Source organism: Staphylococcus devriesei (genome assembly GCF_002902625.1).
Classification (GTDB): Bacteria; Bacillota; Bacilli; order Staphylococcales; family Staphylococcaceae; genus Staphylococcus; species Staphylococcus devriesei.
The window spans coordinates 1-24554 of the sequence record NZ_PPRG01000021.1; the positions used below are offsets into that span (position 1 = coordinate 1).

A 24554-nucleotide genomic window follows, 5' to 3' on the forward strand; every position below is an offset into this window, starting at 1 on the left:
TGTTAATATTACTTTAAGAAAGCAAAAATAATTTCTTTATAAATACTAAATATTATATTAATTGTTAAGTTTATGTAAATTTAATATGTGGTATGTTATTTTTCTTTTAACATCAGTTATAATGAATTTGAAAACGTTATTTCTAATCAGGGAGGCACACCATGTCACAAAAAGTATTAGTGGTTGATGACGAACAATCAATAGTAACATTACTAAAATATAATCTAGAAACAGCTGGTTACATTGTAGAAGTTGCATACGATGGAGAAGAGGCTTTAGAGAAAGTAAAAGAAGTACAGCCAGAACTTATCGTTCTAGATGTAATGTTACCGAAAAAAGATGGTATAGAAGTTTGTAAAACTATTCGCTCAGATAAAAATTTAGTACCAATTTTAATGTTAACGGCTAAAGATGATGAATTTGACCGTGTCTTAGGATTAGAGCTAGGTGCTGATGATTATATGACCAAGCCATTTTCACCTAGAGAAGTTGTGGCTAGAGTGAAAGCGATACTTAGAAGATCAAAATTTGTAAGCGAAATTGAAAAGCAGGATGTAGACGAAGAAGATATTTTTATTGAAAACATTAGAATTCGACCTGAATTCTTTGAAGTCTATAAAAATGATGAATTATTAGAGTTAACTCCAAAAGAATTTGAGTTATTACTCTATTTAATTGAAAGACAAGGTCGTGTAATAACAAGAGAACATATGCTTAATTCTGTATGGAATTATGAGTTTGCTGGAGACTCTCGAATAGTCGATGTACATATTAGTCATTTAAGGGATAAGTTAGAAGAGAATCCTAAACAACCTAAATTAATTAAAACTGTGCGTGGATTAGGATATAAATTAGAAAGACCTAAGGCTTAATGCTTAAATTTCACCATAGACTACTCTTATTATTAAGCACAATTACAATTATCAGTTTTATTGGTTTAGGCACGATTATTCATCATACAATTTATCAAGTTTTATCTACCACTCAAGTTGCGGAATTAAATCATATTTCTGAAAAATTTTTAACGCTTCAAAAAGAGCACGATTACGCTGAAATAAAAAATATTTCTAATAATAAAAATCTAATCGTTAAAATCACCAAAGATAAAGAAACTATTTATAAAATTGGAAACCAAGCTAAACTTAATAAAAATATTAGTAACGAAGCTAATCCGTCAAATATTATTTATAATAGAGAAAATGGACAAGCGAGATACACGTTTAAAACTACTATTAACAATAAAACTATATACATAAGTGGTATTAATACCGAGATTTTAGAATTACAAAAAAGCATGTGGAAGTATTTATCATTAATAGGTATCATTGTATTGTTGGCTATTTACTTAGCTGTTAGAAGTATCAACAGAACTTATATACGACCTATTAATGAGGTAACTTATGCGACATCTTTAATTGCCGATGGATACTATCATGTACGAGTACCTGAAAGTAATGTTAAAGAAACGAAAGCGTTATTTGTTACAACAAATGATTTAGCTAGACGATTACAAAAATTAAATAACAAACAAAAGATTCAATCAAATCGCTTAAAAACGACGTTGGAAAATATTCCAAGTTCAGTATTGATGATTGATAAACATGGAGAAATAGTAGTAGCGAATCATGCGTATTATGAAGTTTTCCAGCCTGATCGCAAAATAGAAAATAAAGATTATACTTCACACTTAGATAAAGAAATTCAAAAGTTGATCATAGAAAGCTTTAGAACAGAAAAGCCTTTGTATGGTCAAGTTGAAACTTTTATTAATGATGTACATTACAAGTACTTTGATGTTTCATGTGTTCCTATATTAAGTAAATCTAAGAAACGTTTAGAAGGCATGGTTGTCGTGATGCATGATATTACAAATCTTAAGAAACTTGAAAACTTAAGACGAGAATTTGTGACTAACGTTTCACATGAACTTAAAACGCCTATAACTTCTATTAAGGGGTTTGCTGAAACACTTATTGAAGGAGCTAAAAATGATGAACAATCACTTGAAATGTTCTTGAATATCATTTTAAAAGAATCAAATCGAATTGAATCATTAGTCATGGATTTATTAGATTTATCACATATTGAACAACAAACAGAACTAGAGACATCTTACGTTAATCTCTCTGAATTAGCTTATTCTACAATAGATAACCTTCAAAATCAGGCTCGATATAAAAATATTGTTATTGAATCAGAAATCGAGAATGATGTGATTATTGAAGCACACGAAAATAAAATGGCTCAAGTCATAACAAACTTGTTATCGAATGCTATCAATTATTCATTAGAAGATAATAAAGTAATCGTAAGGGTCTATCGCAAGGGATTAAAAGTTAATTTGGAAATTGAAGATTTTGGAATAGGTATTGATAAAGAAAGCCAAAAACATATATTCGAACGGTTTTATCGTGTGGATAAAGCGCGAAGTCGCGATTCGGGTGGCACAGGTTTAGGTTTATCAATCACGAAACATATTGTAGAAGCACATAACGGAACAATTAATGTCGAAAGTGTGCCTAATGAAGGTTCTTTATTTAGAGTTTCAATTTTAGATGAGCAAAAATAAAAGGTTTAGAAGAAATAGGAATAAAAAATATTTTTAAAGATTACACACTTTTGGTGCTAATATTCTTCAAGGTAGACGTTCACATTTTCATACACTAATAAATTAGACAGTCATAGGAGTTGGACTTAATTAGTTTATGCCTATAGATACCGTTAATCGGGAATCTAGGTAAGAAACAATTAGAGTCCTACTTTACTAGGCTGTTTTTACTTTGAGATGATATAGAATGAAAATCATTCATTCGTTCTGACGTCAGGAATATGCTAAAATATAGTTAAATTCAATCTGGAGGTTTGTGCTTTGAATAAATTAGTCCTAATAGATGGTAATAGTTTAAGCTTTAGAGCTTTTTACGCTTTGCCACTTCTATCTAATAAAGCTGGTATTCATACAAATGCAATCTATGGATTTGCTATGTTGCTTGAGAAAATAATTAGAGAAGAACAACCAACTCACTTTTTAGTAGCATTTGATGCTGGTAAAACTACTTTTAGACATTCTAAATATAGTCAATATAAAGGTGGTAGACAAAGTACACCCCCTGAATTAAGTGAACAATTTCCTTATATTCACCAATTATTAGATGCGTATCAAATTAAACATTATGAATTAGAAAATTATGAAGCTGATGATATTATCGGTACGTTAAGTAAAGAAGCCAGTAACCAAGATTTTGAAACAATTATTGTTACAGGAGATCGAGATTTAACTCAACTTGCTAGCGAAAATGTGACGATTTACTACACCAAAAAAGGTGTAACAGACGTTGACCACTATACGCCTGAGTTTATAGCTGAAAAATATGATAGTTTAAGTCCTCAACAAATTATCGATATGAAAGGACTAATGGGTGATACCTCCGATAATATTCCTGGTGTAGCAGGTGTGGGAGAAAAGACAGCTATTAAGCTACTTAAACAATTCACTAGCGTTGAAGGCGTTTATGACAATATAGACAATGTATCAGGGAAAAAGTTAAAAGAAAAACTTGAAAATAGCCATGACGATGCCTTAATGAGTAAAGACTTAGCAACGATTAACGTTGAAAGCCCTATTGAAGTAGCGTTAAAAGATACAAAATTAGAGAACTTACAAGACAATCAACAGAAGATAGAGCTATTTAAAAAGTTAGAGTTTAAACAATTACTTGCTGATATTGAGGGGGGAGAAAGCCAATCTCATGAAGAGGTAAATAAAGAATTTGAAATCGAACCGGATTTCGCCCAAATAGATTTTAAAAATCTTAAAGAAGCAATCATACACTTTGAAGTAGATGGTTCAAATTATATAAAAGATCCAATTCTTAAATTTGGGTTCTTCAGTGGGGAGCATCATATTGTTATTGATAGTGATGACATAAGTAGTTATCCCGGGTTAGTGAGTTGGTTAGAAGATGACACTACTCAGAAAAGTGTTTATGATGCTAAAAAATCATATGTCTGTGCACATAGATTGAATATTGATATTAAAAATATTACTTTTGATGTTATGCTAGCTAGCTATATTATCGACCCGTCAAGAACAATTGATGATGTTCGCTCTGTAGTGACTAACTATCATCAACATTATGTGAAAGATGATATTTCGATTTATGGAAAAGGGAAAAAACGTCAAGTCCCACAAGATGATATTTTAAATAAACATATTGCATCTATTACAGAATCAGTTCATGCAGTACAACCGTTAATGCAAGAAGAGTTAGAAGCGCATAATCAAGTTGATTTATTACTTGAGCTAGAACTTCCACTTGCACGTATATTAGGACAGATGGAAGAAATCGGTGTTTATACTGATGTGCGTGATTTACAACAAATGCAACAAGAAATTCAAGAGAAATTAGATTTATTGATTAGTAATATACATGAAGCGGCAGGAGAAGAGTTTAATATTAACTCCCCTAAACAATTAGGCGTAGTATTATTTGAAACGTTAAAATTACCTGTTATTAAAAAAACAAAGACCGGTTATTCTACCGCCGTTGATGTTTTAGAACAATTACAAGGCGAACATCCTATTATTGATTATATTTTAGAGTATCGACAACTATCTAAGTTACAATCTACTTATGTTGAAGGCCTTCAAAAAGTAATCAGTGATGATCAACGTATTCATACACGTTTTAATCAAACATTAGCTCAAACTGGACGTTTATCATCAGTCGATCCTAACTTGCAAAATATACCAATTCGTTTAGAAGAAGGGCGTAAAATACGTAGAGCTTTCAAACCTACTTCGAATGATAGTGTGATTCTGTCGGCGGATTATTCACAAATCGAATTAAGGGTCTTAGCTCATATTACTAAAGATGAAAGTATGACAGAGGCATTTATTAATAATCATGACATTCACACTGCTACTGCAATGAAAGTGTTTGGAGTAGAAGCGGATAAAGTGGATGATTTAATGCGTAGACAGGCAAAAGCAGTTAACTTTGGTATCGTTTACGGAATAAGTGACTATGGTTTAAGTCAAAGTTTAGGGATTACTCGTAAAAAAGCTAAAGTTTTTATAGATGATTACTTAGCTAGTTTCCCAGGGGTAAAACAATATATGTCAGATATAGTTGTAGATGCCAAAGCGAATGGCTATGTAGAAACGCTATTACTTCGTCGCCGTTATATTCCAGATATAACGAGTCGTAACTTTAACTTAAGAAGTTTTGCTGAAAGAACTGCTATGAATACACCTATACAAGGTAGTGCTGCTGATATTATTAAACTAGCCATGGTTGAGTTTGATAAACAAGTAAAGAACACAACTTATCATGCTAAATTATTATTACAAGTACACGATGAATTAATCTTTGAAGTTCCTAAGAATGAAGTTGAAGAATTTAGTTCATTTGTAGAAGAAATAATGGAACATGCTTTAGAACTAACTGTACCACTAAAAGTAGACTCTAACTATGGTTCTACTTGGTATGATGCAAAATAGAAAGAGGAATAATCAATGCCAGAATTGCCAGAAGTTGAACATGTAAAAAGAGGTATAGAACCTTTTGTTAAAAATACAACTATTAAAAGTGTTACTTTTTCAAAAAAAGTAATTGAAGGTAAAAATAATGGAAAGGAAACCATTATAAAAGGGATAAATTTAGATGGTTTTCGCCTTCACAGTGAAGGCTATACTATCAACAGTATAGAACGACGTAGTAAATATATAGTTTTTTATTTAAAAAAGAATAATGTAGAGCGTATTTTATTAAGTCATCTGGGGATGGCGGGTGGTTTCTTTATTGTTAATCAACTTTCAGAGATTAGCACGCCAAATTATCGTAAACATTGGCATGTTGTTTTCCATTTAGATAATGGAAAAATGCTAGTGTTCTCAGATATACGCCGATTCGGTGAAATTAGAAATCTAAGGGCATTTAAGGATTATCCAGCATTTTTAGAAATAGCGCCTGAACCATTTGAGGAAGAGGCAATCGAACATTTCAATACTTATCTAGCGCAGAAAAAAGTTCAAAATAAACCTATTAAGCAAATGTTATTAGATCACAAAATAATTGCCGGTTGTGGAAATATTTACGCATGTGAAGCTTTGTTTAGAACAGGTATTGACCCTTCACGTAAAGTTAAAGATGTATCTGATCAAGAACGTCGTGTACTCTTCTACTACGTTCAAGAAGTACTCAACGAGGGTATAAATAACGGTGGAACAAGTATTTCAGATTACCGTCATGCCGATGGTAAAACAGGTGAGATGCAATTACACTTAAATGTCTACAAACAAAAAGTATGTAAAGTTTGCGGGCATAATATAGAACAAAAAGTTGTGGCCTCTAGAAATAGTCATTTCTGTCCACACTGTCAGAATTAAAAGAGAGCGGTGATTAAAATGCCTAAGGTTATTGGATTAACAGGGGGTATTGCTACAGGAAAGTCGACGGTTTCAGAATTATTAACAGCTTTTGGCTTTAAAGTAGTAGATGCCGATATTACTTCTAGAAAAGCAGTAGCTAAAGGATCAAAAGGTTTAGAACAAATAAAAGAACAGTTCGGTGATGAGGTTATTACTGAAGATGGTGAGATGGATCGTAAATATATGGGAGATTTAGTTTTTAGTCAACCTGAAAAACGTCTTGAACTTAACGCTATTGTTCATCCGATTGTTCGTGAAATAATGGAGGAGGAAAAGCAGGGGTATATACAACAAGGATATAATGTCATTATGGATATACCGCTTCTTTTTGAAAATGAATTACAAGAGACAGTAGATGAAGTATGGTTAGTTTATACTTCTGAAAGCATTCAAATAGATCGATTGATGGAACGAAATAATCTATCATTAGAAGATGCAAAAGCACGCGTACATAGTCAAATTTCTATTGATAAGAAAAGCAGAATGGCTGACCATGTGATTGATAATCTCGGAGATAAACTTGAATTAAAACAAAATCTTGAACGTTTGTTGGTTGAACAAGGCTTTCTCGAAAAGGAATAAATAATAATCATAGATGATAAAAACTAGCGATAGTGGGGCTCAAAGCAGCAGTAGTTAATGCTTAGTCTCAATATTGCTAGTTTTTTATATATAGAAAATTTAACCTAAATGCAAATTTATTATTAAATTTAATAGAAAACGCTTCCAAATATCATTTATTATGTTACACTATTTTTATAAAGTATAACATATAAACAAAGAATCAAGGGGTGCTTTAAATGTCAACGAATATAGCAATTAATGGTATGGGTAGAATTGGAAGAATGGTGTTAAGAATTGCCTTACATAATGATAATTTGAATGTAGTAGCGATTAATGCGAGCTACCCACCAGAAACAATTGCACATCTAATTAATTATGATACAACTCACGGTAGATATGACAAAAAAGTTGAGCCAATTGAAAATGGCATTCGTGTAGATGGTCATGATATTAAACTTGTTTCAGATCGTAATCCAGAAAACTTACCTTGGAAAGAATTAGATATCGATATCGTTATCGAAGCTACAGGTAAGTTTAATCACGGTGACAAAGCAATTAGCCATATCAATGCTGGAGCGAAAAAAGTATTATTAACTGGGCCATCTAAAGGTGGCGAAGTACAAATGGTTGTTAAGGGTGTGAATGATGATAAATTAGATGTTGGAAAGTTCGACATTTTTAGTAATGCATCATGTACAACAAACTGTATCGGACCAGTTGCGAAAGTATTGAATGATAAGTTTGGTATTGTAAATGGTTTGATGACAACAGTGCATGCAATTACAAATGATCAAAATAATATCGACAATCCTCATAAAGATTTACGTCGTGCACGTTCTTGTAATGAAAGTATCATTCCAACGTCAACTGGTGCGGCTAAGGCCTTAAAAGAAGTTTTACCAGAATTAGAAGGTAAATTACATGGCCTTGCCTTACGTGTACCAACTAAAAATGTGTCTTTAGTTGATCTAGTGGTTGACTTAGACAAAAAGGTTACTGTTGAAGAAGTAAATGACGCTTTTAGAAATGCAGGCTTAGAGGGCGTTTTAGATGTTGAAGATGCACCATTAGTTTCAGTAGACTTTAACACAAATCCTAACTCTGCTGTAATTGATGCGCAAAACACAATTGTAATGGGTGATAATAAAGTTAAAGTTATTGCTTGGTATGACAATGAATGGGGCTATTCAAATAGAGTGGTTGAAGTTGCCGAACAAATAGGTAAATTAATTGTTTCAGAAAACGCTGTAACTTCAAAGTAATTTACAATATAACGTAAGAAGGACATAAAGCTACAAATCAGAGACATAGAAAGAGTTCATAATCAATTCTTTCCATGTCTCTTTTTATCTTTACCTTAAACTACTTTCTTTGTTATTTTTTCTAAAATTCAAAAGGTATTGTTTTTATTTGAAAAAAACACCACTTCAAAGTAGGGGAATTAAATAAAGGTTACAATATAATGCAAAATAGACATATTTAAGCAAGTTTAGTCTGCTTTTGTCTCATTCACTTTTATAGTATAATGAAGCATAATCTATTCAAGAGGGTGATAGATATGAAATGCCCAAAATGCAGTTCTACGCATTCACGTGTAGTAGATTCAAGACATGCTGATGAAGCCAATGCAATTAGACGAAGACGAGAATGTGAAAATTGCGGTACACGATTTACAACATTTGAACATATTGAAGTAAGTCCACTTATTGTTGTAAAAAAAGATGGAACGCGTGAGCAATTTTTAAGAGAAAAAATATTAAATGGATTAGTTAGATCATGTGAAAAAAGACCTGTACGATATCAACAATTAGAAGATATTACCAATAAAGTAGAGTGGCAGTTGCGTGATAGTGGACAAACCGAAATTTCTTCTAGAGAAATAGGTGAACATGTGATGAATTTATTAATGCATGTTGATCAAGTGTCATATGTGCGTTTCGCTTCTGTTTATAAAGAGTTTAAAGACGTTGATCAATTATTAGCTTCAATGCAAGGGATTTTGAATGAAAATAAACGGAGTGATTCATAAATGAGTTTGAAATCTTATGAATATGGTTTAAGTCCACATGACGGTTTTCAAGTGTACCGTTACTTCTATTTAAATCATAGTCATCTAGATATACTTAACAGATTATATGTACCTTTAATAGGTATTCAAGCAATTGGTTTATACCATTTTATGAATCAATTTATACATGAGAAAAGTGATGAAGTATATACGCATTATACGATAATGAATGAGTTAAAACTTAATTTAATTGAATTTAGAAAATATATGGATTTATTAGAAGGTATTGGATTAGTAAAAACATTTGTAAAGCATGATAAGCAGCAATCATTTTTTATTTATGAACTTGTCCAACCGCCAACTGCCTATCAATTTTTTAATGACCCAATGTTATCAGTATATCTATATAGCGAAGTTGATAATAAACGCTATAAGAATTTAAAGGCTTACTTTGAAAAGAATGAACCGGATTTAAATCAGTTTCAACAAGTAACACGTAAGTTTACAGATGTTTTTAAAGTTCCACATACAAACGTTGCGGTCGATTCTTCATTGATTCGAAAAGAGGCTACCTATAACGGCTTTGATTTGTCTAATGAAACTTTTGACTTTGATATGTTGAGAGAAATGTTGCAACAACATTTTATAAGTAGCGACATTATTACTAAGGAAGCGCGTCAACTTATTATTCAATTGGCAACTTTATATGGATTGACGGCAGATTCAATGAAACGAATCATTCTAAATTCTATTACTAGTAGTCAACAATTGTCTTTTGAAGAAATGAGAAAGCATGCAAGGTCGTTTTATCTTATTGAACATAATCAACAATTGCCGGAATTACAAACTAAAGCAAACTATAGTAATGATAATATCGCTAGCGAAAAGGTAGAAGATTCGACTAATAATCCATCGTCAAATCAAGAGTGGTTTAAGTTACTTGATAATACAAGTCCGATCGATATGTTAGCTTCGTGGTCTGAATCAGAACCTACCTTTCAACAAAAAAGAATGATTGAAGAATTAATTGAACGAGAAAAATTATCATTCGGCGTAATAAATATATTATTGCAATTTGTAATGTTGAAAAATGAAATGAAATTGCCTAAAACGTATATATTTGAAATTGCTTCAAATTGGAAAAAACTTGGTATTAAAACTGCCGAGCAAGCATATCAACAAGCGAAGAAAGCTACTGAAGATAAACCTTCTTACAATTCTTCTAATCAATCACAACGACGTAAACGGTACTCAAAATCTCGAGAAATTGTTTCAAGGGAAAAGACACCAAAATGGCTTAAAGATAGAAGTCATCAAAAGACAGCCACAAATAATGAAAATGATGAACAGCTCGAAAAAGATAGGGAAGCATTTCGTGCACAATTAGCTCAAGATTGGGAGGAGGATTAGATGAAACCAATCAATAGCATTCTCAAGACAAATAACGATTTAGAAAAAAGAATTGCTAAAATTAAGCAACAAGTGATTAACGATCCAGATGTTAAAGCATTTTTAATTGAGCATAAATCCGAATTAACTAATGAAGTGATTGATAATGATTTAAACGTATTGCAAGAATATAAAGATCAACAAAAGAATTATGATGGCCATGACTATGAAGACTGTCCCAACTTCGTAAAAGGGCATGTTCCTGAATTGTATATTGAAAATAATAGAATTAAAATCCGTTATAACTTATGTCCTTGTAAAATTAAATATGACGAAGAGCGCTTCAATTCTCAACTTATTACGTCACATCATATGCAAAGAGACACTTTAGACGCTAAGGTAAAAGATATTCATACTAATGGCCGTAATCGATTAGAAATCGCTATGGCAGTTAATGATATTTGTAAAAAGCTAGTTAATAAAGAGCAAGTTAAAGGGTTATACATTCATGGACCTTTTGGAACAGGGAAGTCGTTTATCTTAGGTGCAATTGCGAACCAATTGAAATCTAAGCGAGTCGCTTCCACTATTGTTTATTTACCAGAATATATTCGTACACTCAAAAGTGGGTTTAGAGATGGAAGTTATGAAACGAAGTTACAACGTATTAGAGAAGCTAATATATTAATGTTAGATGATATTGGTGCTGAAGAAGTCACACCTTGGGTAAGAGATGAAGTGATGGGCCCTTTACTCCACTACAGGATGGTACATGAACTACCCACTTTCCTATCATCTAACTTAAATTTAGATGAGTTGGAACATCATTTGGCTATCACACGTGAAGGTGCTGAAGAAACTAAAGCAGCTAGAATTATTGAGAGAATAAAAAGTTTAACAAATACTTACTATTTAGATGGGGAAAATTTACGAAACAATTGAATTTTATAATAAGTGTTGTATAATGTAGTTAAATCTTAATCGTTGAAATAAATGAAGATATGATAGCTTAATCAATATTATACAGAGAGCCAATGTATGATGAGAGTTTGGTTAATATATTAAGTTATTACTCCTTCGTGTTTAGGTATTGGTAATCAGTACCCGGCTCAAGACCGTTATCTTAAGTAGAGATATTTAGCTATTTGCTAAATAACTAGGGTGGTACCACGACGAACTCGTCCCTGTTTAGGGGCGGGTTTTTTGTTTTATTTTCAACGATAATAGAATTTAAAATGGAGGATTAAATTATGAGTCAAATTAATGTTCAATTTCCAGATGGTAATTCGAAAGCGTTTGATAAAGGGACTACAACTGAAGATATTGCGCAATCAATCAGTCCTGGTCTAAGAAAAAAAGCAGTAGCAGGTAAATTTAATGGGCAAATGGTCGATTTAACAAGACCTTTAGAGGAAGATGGCTCAATTGAAATTATTACACCCGGCAGTGATGAAGCATTAGAAGTATTACGTCATTCAACTGCTCACTTAATGGCTCAAGCTTTAAAACGTTTATATGGCGACGTGAAATTTGGTGTCGGCCCTGTTATTGAGGGTGGTTTCTACTATGACTTTGATATGGATGAGAAAGTTTCTTCTGATGATTTTGAAAAAATTGAAAAAACAATGAAACAAATTGTTGATGAAAATCATAAAATTGAACGTAAAGTTGTTGCAAGAGAAGAAGCTAAATTATTATTCAAAGATGACCCATATAAATTAGAATTAATTGAAGCAATTCCTGAGGAAGAAAGTGTTACATTATATTCTCAAGGTGAGTTTACTGATTTGTGTCGTGGCGTACATGTCCCTTCAACATCTAAAATTAAAGAATTAAAATTATTATCGACTGCTGGAGCTTATTGGCGTGGTGATAGTAATAATAAAATGCTTCAACGTATTTATGGTACTGCATTCTTTGATAAAAAAGATTTAAAAGCACATTTACAAATGTTAGAAGAACGACGCGAACGTGATCATCGTCGAATTGGTAAGGATTTAGAATTATTTACTAATAGCCAACTTGTAGGTGCTGGTTTACCATTATGGTTACCAAATGGAGCTACTATCCGTCGTGAAATTGAACGTTATATCGTTGATAAAGAAGTTAGTATGGGTTATGACCATGTTTATACTCCAGTATTAGCTAATGTTGAGTTATACAAAACTTCAGGTCACTGGGATCATTATAGAGATGATATGTTCCCACCAATGAAGTTAGACGAAACTGAAGAGATGGTGTTGCGCCCAATGAACTGTCCACATCACATGATGGTTTATAATAATAAACCACACTCATATCGTGAGTTGCCTATTCGTATCGCTGAATTAGGTACAATGCATAGATATGAAGCGAGTGGAGCAGTATCAGGATTACAACGAGTTAGAGGTATGACTTTAAATGACTCTCATATCTTTGTAAGACCAGATCAAATTAAAGATGAGTTCAAACGTGTTGTTCATATGATTCAAGAAGTTTATGAAGACTTCGGCTTTGAAGAATATACATTCAGATTAAGCTATAGAGACCCTGAAGATAAAGAGAAATATATGGATGATGACGAAATGTGGAACAAAGCTGAATCAATGCTTAAAGAAGCGGTCGACGAAATGGGCTTACCATACGTTGAAGCAATTGGGGAAGCGGCATTCTACGGTCCAAAATTAGACGTTCAAGTTAAAACTGCAATGGGCAAAGAAGAAACTTTATCTACTGCACAAATTGATTTCCTATTGCCAGAACGTTTTGAATTAACATACATCGGTAGTGACGGCGAAAACCATCGCCCAGTCGTAATTCATCGTGGTGTGGTTTCTACTATGGAACGTTTCGTAGCATTCTTAACAGAAGAAACTAAAGGGGCATTCCCAACTTGGTTAGCGCCTAAACAAGTTGAAATCATCCCTGTAAATGTTGATTTACATTATGATTATGCTAGAAACCTTCAAGATGAACTTAAATCTCAAGGTGTACGTGTAGAAATCGATGATCGTAATGAGAAAATGGGTTATAAAATACGTGAAGCTCAAATGAAAAAAATTCCTTATCAACTCGTTGTAGGCGATAAAGAGGTTGAAAATAACGAAGTGAATGTACGTAAATATGGTTCACAAGAACAAGAAACTATTGAAAAAGATGAATTCATTTGGAATTTAGTAGATGAAATTCGTTTAAAAAAACGTAGATAGTCTTGCTAAAAAAGTTGGTTTAATGTATATTACAAAGTAGCTAAATAAAAAATATAAATGAGTTAGAGGTCGCATCTTTAATGATTAACTCTTCAGAAGTTATTGTGGGATATATGTTGAAGAGTGAAAGGTAAAGTTGCCGAAATGAATGATAACCACTTTTATCATTTGTTGGGACAGTTATCGAATAGAAACTGTACTGTCACAGTTTGTGATGTGCTACCGATATAGATTAAGCAATGGTTGCATATCTTTCAGGTATGCAGCCATTTTTTATGCTTTAATTTTAATTTTACATCTGTGTAAAGTATAAATATGATAATTCAATTATCATCACATAACAAATAACTTTCAAGCCTCTACCGAAAGAAAGGGAGCTTCTATGAAACAAGACGGAACTCAAGAAGGCGAGATTAAACGTGGTCTGAAAGACCGCCACATATCTATGATTGCGATGGGAGGATGTATCGGTACCGGACTATTTATGACCTCTGGTGGTGCAATTCATGATGCTGGCGCATTAGGCGCTCTATTAGCATATGCAATTATTGGTGCAATGGTCTTTTTCTTAATGACATCATTAGGAGAGATGGCAACGTACTTACCAGTTTCTGGTTCATTTAGTACGTATGCGACACGATTTGTAGATCCTTCATTAGGATTTGCTTTAGGTTGGAACTACTGGTTTAACTGGGTAATTACAGTAGCTGCTGACGTGACGATAGCAGCCCAAGTTATCCAATACTGGACGCCAATGGCTGGTATGCCAGCATGGGTATGGAGTTGTATCTTTTTAATTATTATTTTTGCATTAAATTCTTTATCAGTTAGAGTATATGGGGAAAGTGAATATTGGTTCGCTCTAATTAAAGTGGTTACTGTAATTATCTTTATTATTGTTGGTTTATTAACTATTTTAGGAATTATGGGTGGCGAATTTGTAGGTTTTGATATCTTTACTCAAGGAGAAGGACCTATTTTAGGCGGTAACTTAGGTGGCAGTTTATTATCTATCTTAGGTGTATTCCTAGTTGCTGGTTTCTCTTTCCAAGGTACTGAACTTATCGGTATCACTGCAGGTGAATCAGAAAATCCTGAACGTGCAGTACCAAAAGCAATTAAACAAGTATTCTGGAGAATATTATTATTCTATATTTTAGCTATCTTTATTATCGGAATGCTTATTCCTTATAATAGTAGTGCCTTAATGGGCGGTGGCGATAGCATTGCAACATCACCATTTACACTCGTATTTAAAAATGCTGGATTAGCTTTTGCAGCTTCATTTATGAATGCAGTTATCTTAACTTCCGTATTATCTGCTGGAAACTCTGGCATGTATGCCTCAACACGTATGTTATATTCAATGAGTAAAGATAAATTAGCTTTTCCTTCATTTGGTAAAACGAATAAATACGGTGTACCTTATTTATCACTTATAGCTACAGGTGTTATAGTAGTCATTATTTTCTTAGTTGAAAAATTAAGTGGCGATGCCTACGAATATATTGTAGCGGCGAGTGGTATGACAGGGTTTATTGCATGGGTTGGTATTGCGGTAAGTCATTTTAGATTTAGAAGAGCATTTAATAGACAGCATCATAATAAAAAAGAATTAAAATACAAAGCTAAATGGTTCCCATTCGGTCCAATTTTTGCAGGTCTTCTTTGCATAATAGTAATTCTTGGTCAAGATGTGGACTTCATTAAAACAGGAGACTTTGACTTAAATAGATTTATTATTACGTATATGGGTATCCCAGTATTTTTAGTATTTTTTATCTATCATAAACTAAGATATAAAACTAAAATGATTCCACTTGAAGAAGTGGATTTACGACAAGACATTTCAATGGATGAAGTTAAACATCACTAATTAAAAATAATTATTGACTTATATATTAATTGTTGATATGATTAATGATGTTGAATACGAAACGTACCAAGTAGAAACACCCGTTTCTCACCTGTAGCGACGCATTAAGCAGTTGGCAGGTTAATCATGTCACACATTATTGTGTATGAGAAGAGAGCGGGCATTCTATGCTCGCTCTTTTTGCTTGGGAAAATTTCGTAAAATTTTGGGAGGTGTCAACCATAGCAAAAGATCAAACGCAAGTTAACGAAAAGATTCGCGCTAAAGAATTACGTTTAATTGGCCAAAATGGTGACCAAATCGGTGTTAAATCAAAACGAGAAGCTTTAGAAATGGCTGAACGTGTAGAATTAGACTTAGTAGTAGTCGCACCAAACGCAAAACCACCTGTTGCAAGAATTATGGATTATGGTAAGTATAAATTCGAACAACAGAAAAAAGAAAAAGAAATGAAAAAGAAACAAAAAGTTATCAACGTTAAAGAAATACGTCTAAGCCCAACTATCGAGGAACATGATTTCCAAACTAAGTTGAAAAATGGTCGTAAATTCTTAGATAAAGGCGATAAATGTAAAGTTTCAATTCGTTTCAGAGGCCGTGCGATTACACATAAAGAAATTGGTCAACGTGTCTTAGAAAAATTTGCTGAAGAATGTAAAGATATTGCCACTGTTGAACAGAAACCTAAAATGGAAGGGCGACAAATGTTTATTATGTTATCGCCTGTAAACGAAAAATAACTCATAATTAGTAGGAGGAAATGAATCATGCCAAAAATGAAAACTCACCGTGGAGCAGCTAAACGTGTTAAAAGAACTGGTTCAGGTCAATTAAAACGTTCAAGAGCTTTCACATCTCACTTATTTGCAAATAAAAATACTAAACAAAAACGTAAATTACGTAAAGCTAAATTAGTATCTAAAAGCGATATGAAACGCGTAAAACAATTATTAGCTTACAAAAAATAATTGAAGAATCTAAAATGAACGATCATTAACTGATATATCTAAGGAGGAATTTAATATGCCACGAGTTAAAGGTGGAACAGTAACAAGAGCACGTCGTAAAAAAACGATTAAATTAGCTAAAGGTTACTTCGGTGCTAAACACACATTATATAAAGTAGCAAAACAACAAGTAATGAAATCAGGTCAATACGCTTTCCGTGACCGTCGTCAACGTAAACGTGACTTCCGTAAATTATGGATTACACGTATTAACGCAGCTGCTCGTAAACACGACATCAGCTATTCAAGATTAATGAATGGTTTGAAAAAAGCTGACATTAACATCAACCGTAAAATGTTATCTGAAGTAGCTATTTCAGATGATAAAGCATTTGCTGAATTAGTTTCAAAAGCTAAAGACGCTTTAAAATAAGTTCAAGATATTAAAGGCTAAGACATTGATATTAAACATTGTCTTAGCCTTTATTTTAGAATTTGGGACTTATCATCGTGCATTCGCTTTTAATTGTAGTTCAATACATTTGTTTGATAAAATACATAAGAAGAATAATTTTAATAAGGAGTTTAATATGTCCAAATATGACGAACAAATTATAGTAGTACCAAGAAATGTACTATTTGAAGATGAAGCAAATGCCTTCAATGGTTTCTTACCTAAAAATGATGCACAAGGTGAAGCAATCTTTAAAACATTTTCTGATTATGAAGTTAAGCGTCGTGGTGATATGGAGGAAGACGATTCATTTAAACAACTTATTTCATATTGCTTATTAGAGAATGAAAAAGGTGAACTCCTTGTCTACAAACGTTTAACAGGTGGTGGCGAATCCCGCTTACATGGTCAATCTTCTATAGGTGTAGGTGGCCATATGAACGATGTAGTGGGCGCTGGTTCTATTAATGAAATATTACGTGTAAATGCTCAACGAGAACTTGAAGAGGAAGTAGGTCTTTCAGAGGCGGATTCGCAGAATATGAATTATATCGGCTTTATCAATGATGATACGAACGAAGTAGGTAAAGTACATATCGGTGTTGTATTTAAAGTTAAAGTTAACTCTAATGATATCGAGGTCCGCGAGACAGATACACTTAAAATTCAATGGCTTGAACAAGAACAAATCGATAACTATGATGATTTTGAAACATGGAGTGCGTTAATCTTAAAAGAGTTATAAGAAGGGGGTATAAAAGTGTCAGATATCATCCCTTTTCCAAAACTTCAACAGAAATTATACAATGATATTATTGAAGTAGAATATAAACAAGATTATGACCGATTGTATCAATTATTTGAAAATTACGAAGCACACTTTGAGCTTGATGACAAATTGTCGTTGATTAAATGTGAGATGCTATACAATCAAGGTTATTACTTAGAATTAAGAGAAGAAACTATTATTTTTCTGAAAAAAGGACTTCAATATTACGATGATTTAATGTTGTATTATGTTAAATCCTTAAATGGTTTAGGCCAGTATTATGAGGCAGTTGAAGTTATAGACCAAATCATTGAAGAAATCAAAAGTCATAAAACTAGAATGGAACTATTTCCAATTAAAGCTTATGCACAATCACAGTTAAATGAAGATAAACATATAACAAGTCAACAATTAGCAAACTTTGATACTTTAAACATGAATGAGCAAATCAAATTAATAATGAAACTAATTGATAATGGGCACTATGAGTTTAAAGAAACTGTGGCTTTTTTACTAACTCGTGATGTGAAAGCTAACAATTTAAAAAGCCTTATGTTAGAATTCTTACGTTTCGCTAAGTATAGCGACCCAGTTACCATTGAGAAGTACGGCTACTCAATTTCAGTCATTCCTGCTCAATTGAAAGGTATCGAACATGCTGAGTTAAAGGTGGAAGTTATACCAAAAGTATTAGATAAGCTAAGTGAAGGTGCGCTTCATATTTCAGAAGAAGCTACACGTGTAATGAATAACCATTCGATACTATTATATCCATTAAATATATTTGAAATATATAACGCAAATGAGTGGATTTCTACGTATGATGTTTATTTTAAATCAATGATTGGTATACAGACTAGTGAGGTCAATGAAGATATATTAAATCTTATTTATGTGCTAGATGGTCAAATTTGAGCAAATCATTTTCCATTACATGTAAAGTTCGTTAAAGTTAGAGTATTGATTTTCAAAAAATATGTGTATAAAAGCCCTGTTAAAGACTGTTTGTGTCCGTATAGGACGTGTGCTATAATAGGGAAGTTGAAAAATTAAAAATGTAATCATGGAGGTATTATACATGACAGCAACTTGGGAAAAAAAGGAAGGTAACGAAGGATTATTAAAAGTTACAGTTCCAGCAGAAAAAGTAGATAAAGCATTGGATCAAGCATTTAAAAAAGTAGTTAAACAAATTAATGTGCCTGGTTTCCGTAAAGGTAAAGTGCCTCGCCCAATCTTTGAACAACGCTTTGGCGTTGAAGCTTTATATCAAGATGCAGTAGATATTCTTTTACCAGAAGCTTATGGTGAAGCAATTGAAGAAACTGGTATTAGCCCAGTGGCTCAACCAGAAATTAATGTTACACAAATTGAAAAAGGTAAAGACTTCGAATTTGAAGCTACTGTTACAGTTGAACCTGAAGTTCAGTTAGGTGATTACAAAGGTTTAGAAATTGAAAAACAAAATTCTGAACTAACTGAAGAAGATTTACAAGAAGCAATTGACCATAGCTTAGGCCATTTAGCTGACATGGTAGTTAAAGAAGACGGTGCTGTTGAAGAAAACGACACAGTAAACATCGACTTTGATGGCTATGTGGATGGCGAACAATTTGAAGGTGGCCAAGCAGAAGGTTACGACTTAGAAGTTGGCTCTGGTTCATTCATTCCAGGATTTGAAGATCAATTAGTAGGAATGAAAACTGGCGAAGAAAAAGACGTCGTTGTGACATTCCCTGAAGAATATCATGCTGAAGAATTAGCTGGTAAAGAAGCTACTTTCAAAACTAAAGTAAATGAAATTAAATATAAAGAAGTTCCAGAATTAAATGATGAAATTGCTAACGAATTAGATTCAGACGCTAACTCAGTTGATGAATACAAAGACAACTTACGTAAACGTTTATCTGAGCAAAAAGCTGAAGAAGCTGAAAACGTTGAAAAAGAAGAAGCAATTAATAAAGCTACTGAAAACGTAACTATTGATATTCCGCAAGCAATGATTGATACTGAATTAGATCGTATGGTTCAAGAATTTGGTCAAAGAATTCAACAACAAGGATTAGACTTACAAACTTACTTCCAAATTTCAGGTCAAGATGAATCTCAACTAAGAGAACAAATGAAAGATGATGCAGAACAACGCATCAAAACTAACTTAACTTTATCTGCAATCGCTGATAAAGAAAATATCGAAGCTACTGACGAAGATATTGATAAAGAGTTAGAAAAAATGAGTAAACAATTCAACATTTCAGTTGAAGATATCAAACAAACTTTAGGTAATACTGATATCATTAAAAATGATGTACGTATCCAAAAAGTTATTGACTTAATTAGAGACAATGCTAAATATGTTGAATCAACTAAAGAAGATAAAAAATTAATATCAAACTAATAAATTAAAATATGAAGTAGCAGGTGCATCACTATATGTATCCTGCTACTCTATATTTTAAGCATTATAGTTGTTAACTATAAATTTACGTTGTAGAATGCTATCTAGTAGAGTCGTTTAAGAATAGAGGTGTAAATGAATGTTTAAATTCAATGAAGACGAAGAAAATTTAAAATGTTCTTTCTGCGGTAAGGATCAAGATCAAGTTAAAAAATTAGTCGCAGGAAGCGGCGTATATATTTGTAATGAGTGTATTGAATTATGTTCAGAAATCGTAGAAGAAGAGTTGGCTCAAACTACTTCTGAAGAATTCACTGAACTACCTACACCTAAAGAGATTATGGATCATTTAAATGAGTATGTAATTGGACAAGAAAAAGCTAAAAAATCTTTAGCAGTTGCAGTTTATAATCATTATAAACGAATTCAACAATTAGGGCCTAACGAAGATGAAGTTGAACTTCAAAAAAGTAATATCGCTTTAATTGGGCCTACAGGTAGTGGTAAAACATTACTTGCACAGACGCTAGCTAAAACACTCAACGTTCCATTTGCAATTGCGGATGCTACTAGTTTAACTGAAGCTGGTTACGTTGGTGATGATGTTGAAAATATCTTACTAAGATTGATTCAAGCAGCCGATTTCGATATTGATAAAGCTGAAAAAGGTATTATCTATGTAGACGAAATTGATAAAATCGCTAGAAAATCTGAAAATACTTCAATTACACGTGATGTATCTGGGGAAGGTGTTCAACAAGCCTTACTAAAAATTTTAGAAGGAACAACAGCAAGCGTTCCTCCACAAGGTGGACGTAAACATCCTAACCAAGAACTTATCCAAATTGATACAACAAATATCCTATTTATTTTAGGTGGGGCATTTGATGGAATTGATGAAGTGATTAAACGTCGTTTAGGTGAAAAAGTGATCGGCTTTGCTAGTAATGAAGCTGATAAATATGATGAAGAAGCTTTACTTGAACAAATACGTCCTGAAGATTTACAATCTTACGGATTAATTCCTGAGTTTATCGGTCGTGTGCCAATTGTAGCTAATTTAGAAACACTAGATGTTGAGGCATTGAAAAATATCTTAACGCAACCAAAAAATGCGTTAGTTAAACAATATACTAAGATGCTTGAACTAGATAATGTAGAATTAGAATTCACTGAAGAAGCATTAGCATCTGTAAGTGAAAAAGCAATTGAACGTAAAACTGGCGCACGTGGTTTAAGATCAATTATTGAAGAAGCATTAATTGATATCATGTATGACGTTCCTTCATCTGATAATGTATCTAAGGTTGTAATTACTGCTAAAACAATTCAAGATGAAGTAGAACCAGAATTATATGATTCTGAAGGTAACCTATTAAATGATAGTAAAACTTCAGCTTAATAACGAAATTTTTAGTAAAAATTATATTTAATAAACAAGGGCAATCTCTATCGAATTAGGTAGAAATTGCCTTTTTTATGTATGAAATTAAGAATAGTTTTAGAAAAGAGAGAAAGTATATTATAATTAAACAGTTAACATAAATTAAAAGAGAGAGGATAAATTATGAATATTAATCCTAATAATATTAATCTTATCATTAGTGCAGTACAAGAAGCTCAATATCCTGACACAGGACTATCTGAAGTAGCGTTAAGTGGACGTTCTAATGTTGGTAAATCATCATTTATTAATAGTATGATTGGTAGAAAAAATATGGCGCGTACATCTCAACAACCAGGTAAAACACAAACTTTAAACTTTTTTAATATTGATGAACAATTGGTGTTCGTCGATGTGCCCGGGTATGGTTATGCTAAAGTGAGCAAATCTCAGCGTGAAAAATTTGGTAAAATGATAGAAGAATATTTAACGAAGCGAGAAAATTTAAAACTTGTAATTCAGTTGGTCGATTTACGTCATAACCCGACAGAAGACGATGTTCTAATGTATGACTATCTAAAACATTTTGAGATACCAACACTAGTTATTTGTACTAAAGAGGATAAAATTGCTAAAGGTAAAGTACAGAAACATTTAAAAAATATTAAAGAAAAGTTAGATTTAGATCCAGACGATGAAATTGTGAGTTATTCATCAATTCAAAATATGAAACAACAACAAATTTGGGATTTAATTGCCTCTTATTTATAATCATTATAATTATTGCAATTAAAATTTTCTCTAAATATAAAAACTGATTTATAAATGTCAAAATTATGACTCTAAATTAGAATCCTTCTAATTTATTTGAGCAAGTGACTTAATTTCAGTATAGAATGTGTTATACTAATGTTATTGTTAGTATATGGAGGGCGTTATAAATGCATTTTATTGCTTTAAGTATAAATCATCGAACAGCCGATGTAGCACTTAGAGAGCAAGTTGCTTTTAGAAATGATGCCTTACGATTAGCCCATGAAGATTTATTTGAAACTAAATCTATTTTAGAGAACGTTATTTTATCTACATGTAATCGTACAGAAGTATATGCTGTTGTGGATCAAATTCATACAGGACGCTATTATATTCAAAGATTTTTAGCGCGTTCATTTGGTTTTGAAGTAGATGATATTAAATCAATGTCAGAAGTTAAAGTGGGGGACGAAGCAGTAGAACACTTATTGCGCGTCACTTCTGGACTAGATTCAATTGTATTAGGTGAAACTCAAATTCTTGGTCAAATGAGAGATGCATTTTTCTTAGCTCAAGAAACTAATACAACTGGAACGATATTTAATCATCTATTTAAACAAGCTATTACTTTCGCTAAAAAAGCGCATAATGAAACAGATATAGCAGATAATGCGGTCAGTGTTTCTTATGCAGCAGTTGAATTAGCTAAAAAGGTATTAGGTAAACTAAAAAGTAAACATGCTATTGTTATTGGTGCAGGGGAAATGAGTGAGTTATCACTTTTAAATTTATTAGGTTCAGGCATAACTCATATTACAGTAGTTAATAGAACTGAAATAAAAGCAAAAGAATTAGCTACAAAACATAATATAGAATATGGTACTCTAGAATCATTACCTAATCTATTAGCTGATGCTGATATTGTGATTAGTTCAACAAGTTCACCAGATTTTATTATTACTAAATCTATGATTGATAATGTTTTGAATTATAGAAAATCTAAATCTTTATTATTAATTGATATTGCGGTTCCACGTGATGTAGAGCCAGGTATTGATGTTAATGAAGACGTATTTAGCTATGACGTAGATGATCTTAATGGTCTAGTTGATGCGAATTTACGTGAACGTCAAATGGCTGCAGATTTAATAGCACAACAAATACCTGATGAAATTCAAAATCATAATGATTGGGTAAATATGTTAGGTGTTGTACCTGTTATTAGAGCTCTTCGTGAAAAAGCGATGACGATTCAATCTGAAACTATGGAAAGTATTGATAGAAAACTTCCTAATTTATCGGAACGAGAACGCACTGTTATTTCTAAACACACTAAAAGTATTATCAATCAAATGTTGAAAGATCCAATTAAACAGGCTAAAGAATTGAGTAATGATAAACGTAGTAATGAAAAATTAGAGCTATTTCAAAACATATTTGATATCGAAGCTGAAGATCCTTATGAAGATGTTAAAGCGCGTAAAGCACAAAAAGAAAAGGAGATTTCTGTTCGACATATCTTTAGTTTTGAATAAGCATATTAATATGGTGATAATATGCAAGAAACCCTGTTTATAAGATTTCATGAAATTGTATTAATTATATATTTAATCAGTATTCTCTGTTATTTTATTGATTTTGTTAAAAAAAGTTATAAAATTAGAGAATTAGGAATTTACACACTAGGGATTGTTTGGATATTACAAACAATCTCTTTATCTATTTATATAACTTCTCATAATCAGATACCATTGAATTCACTATTTGATGTGTTTTTCTTTTTAGCATGGATTATTATATCAATATCCTTGATTCTGAATGTTATAAAATTATTAAGTTTCTCAGTTTTTTTCCTAAATGTAGTAGGATTTATTTTGCTAATGATGAACACATTTCAACCTAATCATTATGCTACAAACATGCAGCAATTAGCGATTATAAATGAATTGTTACTCGTGCATATTGGATTGGCTGTGTTAAGTTATGCATTTTTTGCGTTAGCATTTGTGAATTCATTACTATATATCATTCAATATCGAAATTTGAGAGAAAAGAATTTTGATCAGAAATATTTTAGAATAGGGAGCGTTGCGACACTAGAAGCAATTATTTTCTATTCTTCATTAGCTGGATTTATTATTCTTATGTTAAGTGTCATACTAGGAGCACAATGGGGTGTCTATACGATAGGTCATCGTATTTTTGCTGACTCAAAAGTTATTTTGTCGACGATTATTACAATACTTTACGCAATATTCTTGCTATGTCGCGTAAACAAGTGGCTTAAATCAATTCATTTAATTTACTTTAACATTGTGTTATTTTGCTTATGTATGGTTAACTTATTTTTTACTACGCACTTTACTTAATTTTGAAAAGGGCAATAGGAGG

Annotated in this window: 21 protein-coding genes, 1 riboswitch and 1 other annotated feature; all 21 genes read left to right on the forward strand. The window is 32.2% G+C overall.

From position 1 onward, the window contains the following. The first annotated feature begins 161 nt into the window (after positions 1-161). The 21 genes from CD147_RS03110 (at position 162) to ccsA (ending at position 24532) form a co-directional block, all read left to right on the forward strand. Positions 162-872, forward strand: a complete 711-nt coding sequence (locus CD147_RS03110; protein WP_103165986.1) for a response regulator transcription factor — start codon at positions 162-164, stop codon at positions 870-872. Further along, positions 872-2569, forward strand: coding sequence for a two-component system histidine kinase PnpS (gene pnpS / locus CD147_RS03115; protein WP_103165987.1), 1698 nt, complete (start codon positions 872-874; stop codon positions 2567-2569). Before CD147_RS03110 ends, pnpS begins: the two co-directional genes overlap by 1 nt. Positions 2570-2869: 300 nt before the next feature. After that, positions 2870-5503, forward strand: a complete 2634-nt coding sequence (gene polA / locus CD147_RS03120; protein WP_103165988.1) for a DNA polymerase I — start codon at positions 2870-2872, stop codon at positions 5501-5503. A gap of 15 nt (positions 5504-5518) precedes the next feature. Then, positions 5519-6391, forward strand: a complete 873-nt coding sequence (gene mutM / locus CD147_RS03125; RefSeq protein ID WP_103165989.1) for a bifunctional DNA-formamidopyrimidine glycosylase/DNA-(apurinic or apyrimidinic site) lyase — start codon at positions 5519-5521, stop codon at positions 6389-6391. 18 nt (positions 6392-6409) lie between these two features. After that, positions 6410-7015, forward strand: coding sequence for a dephospho-CoA kinase (gene coaE / locus CD147_RS03130; RefSeq protein WP_103165990.1), 606 nt, complete (start codon positions 6410-6412; stop codon positions 7013-7015). Between the two features lie 218 nt (positions 7016-7233). Then, positions 7234-8259 carry a type I glyceraldehyde-3-phosphate dehydrogenase gene (gap, locus tag CD147_RS03135; protein WP_103165991.1) on the forward strand — a complete coding sequence of 342 codons (1026 nt, stop codon included), beginning with the start codon at positions 7234-7236 and terminating at the stop codon, positions 8257-8259. Positions 8260-8555: 296 nt separating this feature from the next. Next, complete coding sequence (nrdR, locus tag CD147_RS03140) at positions 8556-9026, forward strand: transcriptional regulator NrdR (RefSeq protein ID WP_103165992.1); 471 nt, start codon at positions 8556-8558, stop codon at positions 9024-9026. Next, complete coding sequence (locus tag CD147_RS03145) at positions 9027-10415, forward strand: replication initiation and membrane attachment family protein (protein WP_103165993.1); 1389 nt, start codon at positions 9027-9029, stop codon at positions 10413-10415. Next, complete coding sequence (gene dnaI / locus CD147_RS03150) at positions 10416-11336, forward strand: primosomal protein DnaI (protein ID WP_103165994.1); 921 nt, start codon at positions 10416-10418, stop codon at positions 11334-11336. 308 nt (positions 11337-11644) lie between these two features. Further along, the gene (thrS, locus tag CD147_RS03155; protein ID WP_103165995.1) at positions 11645-13582 is read left to right on the forward strand and encodes a threonine--tRNA ligase; all 1938 of its coding nucleotides are present in this window, start codon (positions 11645-11647) and stop codon (positions 13580-13582) included. Between the two features lie 55 nt (positions 13583-13637). Further along, a riboswitch (Lysine riboswitch) is annotated at positions 13638-13812 on the forward strand. A 152-nt stretch (positions 13813-13964) separates the two neighbouring features. After that, a complete protein-coding gene (locus CD147_RS03160; protein ID WP_103165996.1) occupies positions 13965-15458 on the forward strand; it encodes an amino acid permease in 1494 nt (497 codons plus the stop codon). A 62-nt stretch (positions 15459-15520) separates the two neighbouring features. Further along, positions 15521-15647 (forward strand) — a sequence feature (ribosomal protein L20 leader region). A gap of 23 nt (positions 15648-15670) precedes the next feature. After that, positions 15671-16198: a translation initiation factor IF-3 gene (infC, locus tag CD147_RS03165; RefSeq protein ID WP_103166021.1), complete on the forward strand. Its 528-nt coding sequence runs from the start codon at positions 15671-15673 to the stop codon at positions 16196-16198. A gap of 27 nt (positions 16199-16225) precedes the next feature. Further along, complete coding sequence (gene rpmI, locus CD147_RS03170; RefSeq protein WP_002448990.1) at positions 16226-16426, forward strand: 50S ribosomal protein L35; 201 nt, start codon at positions 16226-16228, stop codon at positions 16424-16426. A 55-nt stretch (positions 16427-16481) separates the two neighbouring features. After that, positions 16482-16838 (forward strand): 50S ribosomal protein L20, encoded by a 357-nt coding sequence (gene rplT / locus CD147_RS03175; RefSeq protein ID WP_103165997.1) that lies wholly within the window; start codon positions 16482-16484, stop codon positions 16836-16838. A gap of 157 nt (positions 16839-16995) precedes the next feature. After that, entirely contained in the window at positions 16996-17604 is a 609-nt protein-coding gene (locus tag CD147_RS03180) for an NUDIX domain-containing protein (protein WP_103165998.1), read from the forward strand. Positions 17605-17619: 15 nt separating this feature from the next. Then, the gene (locus tag CD147_RS03185; RefSeq protein WP_103165999.1) at positions 17620-18543 is read left to right on the forward strand and encodes a hypothetical protein; all 924 of its coding nucleotides are present in this window, start codon (positions 17620-17622) and stop codon (positions 18541-18543) included. Between the two features lie 163 nt (positions 18544-18706). Next, positions 18707-20026 (forward strand): trigger factor, encoded by a 1320-nt coding sequence (tig, locus tag CD147_RS03190; protein WP_103166000.1) that lies wholly within the window; start codon positions 18707-18709, stop codon positions 20024-20026. A 139-nt stretch (positions 20027-20165) separates the two neighbouring features. Next, positions 20166-21428 (forward strand): ATP-dependent Clp protease ATP-binding subunit ClpX, encoded by a 1263-nt coding sequence (gene clpX, locus CD147_RS03195; RefSeq protein ID WP_103166001.1) that lies wholly within the window; start codon positions 20166-20168, stop codon positions 21426-21428. A 165-nt stretch (positions 21429-21593) separates the two neighbouring features. Continuing rightward, on the forward strand, positions 21594-22181 hold the full coding sequence (gene yihA / locus CD147_RS03200; protein WP_103166002.1) for a ribosome biogenesis GTP-binding protein YihA/YsxC: 588 nt from the start codon (positions 21594-21596) through the stop codon (positions 22179-22181). 170 nt (positions 22182-22351) lie between these two features. Continuing rightward, complete coding sequence (gene hemA, locus CD147_RS03205) at positions 22352-23698, forward strand: glutamyl-tRNA reductase (RefSeq protein WP_103166003.1); 1347 nt, start codon at positions 22352-22354, stop codon at positions 23696-23698. A 21-nt stretch (positions 23699-23719) separates the two neighbouring features. Beyond that, positions 23720-24532 carry a cytochrome c biogenesis protein gene (gene ccsA, locus CD147_RS03210; protein WP_103166004.1) on the forward strand — a complete coding sequence of 271 codons (813 nt, stop codon included), beginning with the start codon at positions 23720-23722 and terminating at the stop codon, positions 24530-24532. The last annotated feature ends 22 nt before the right edge of the window (positions 24533-24554 follow it).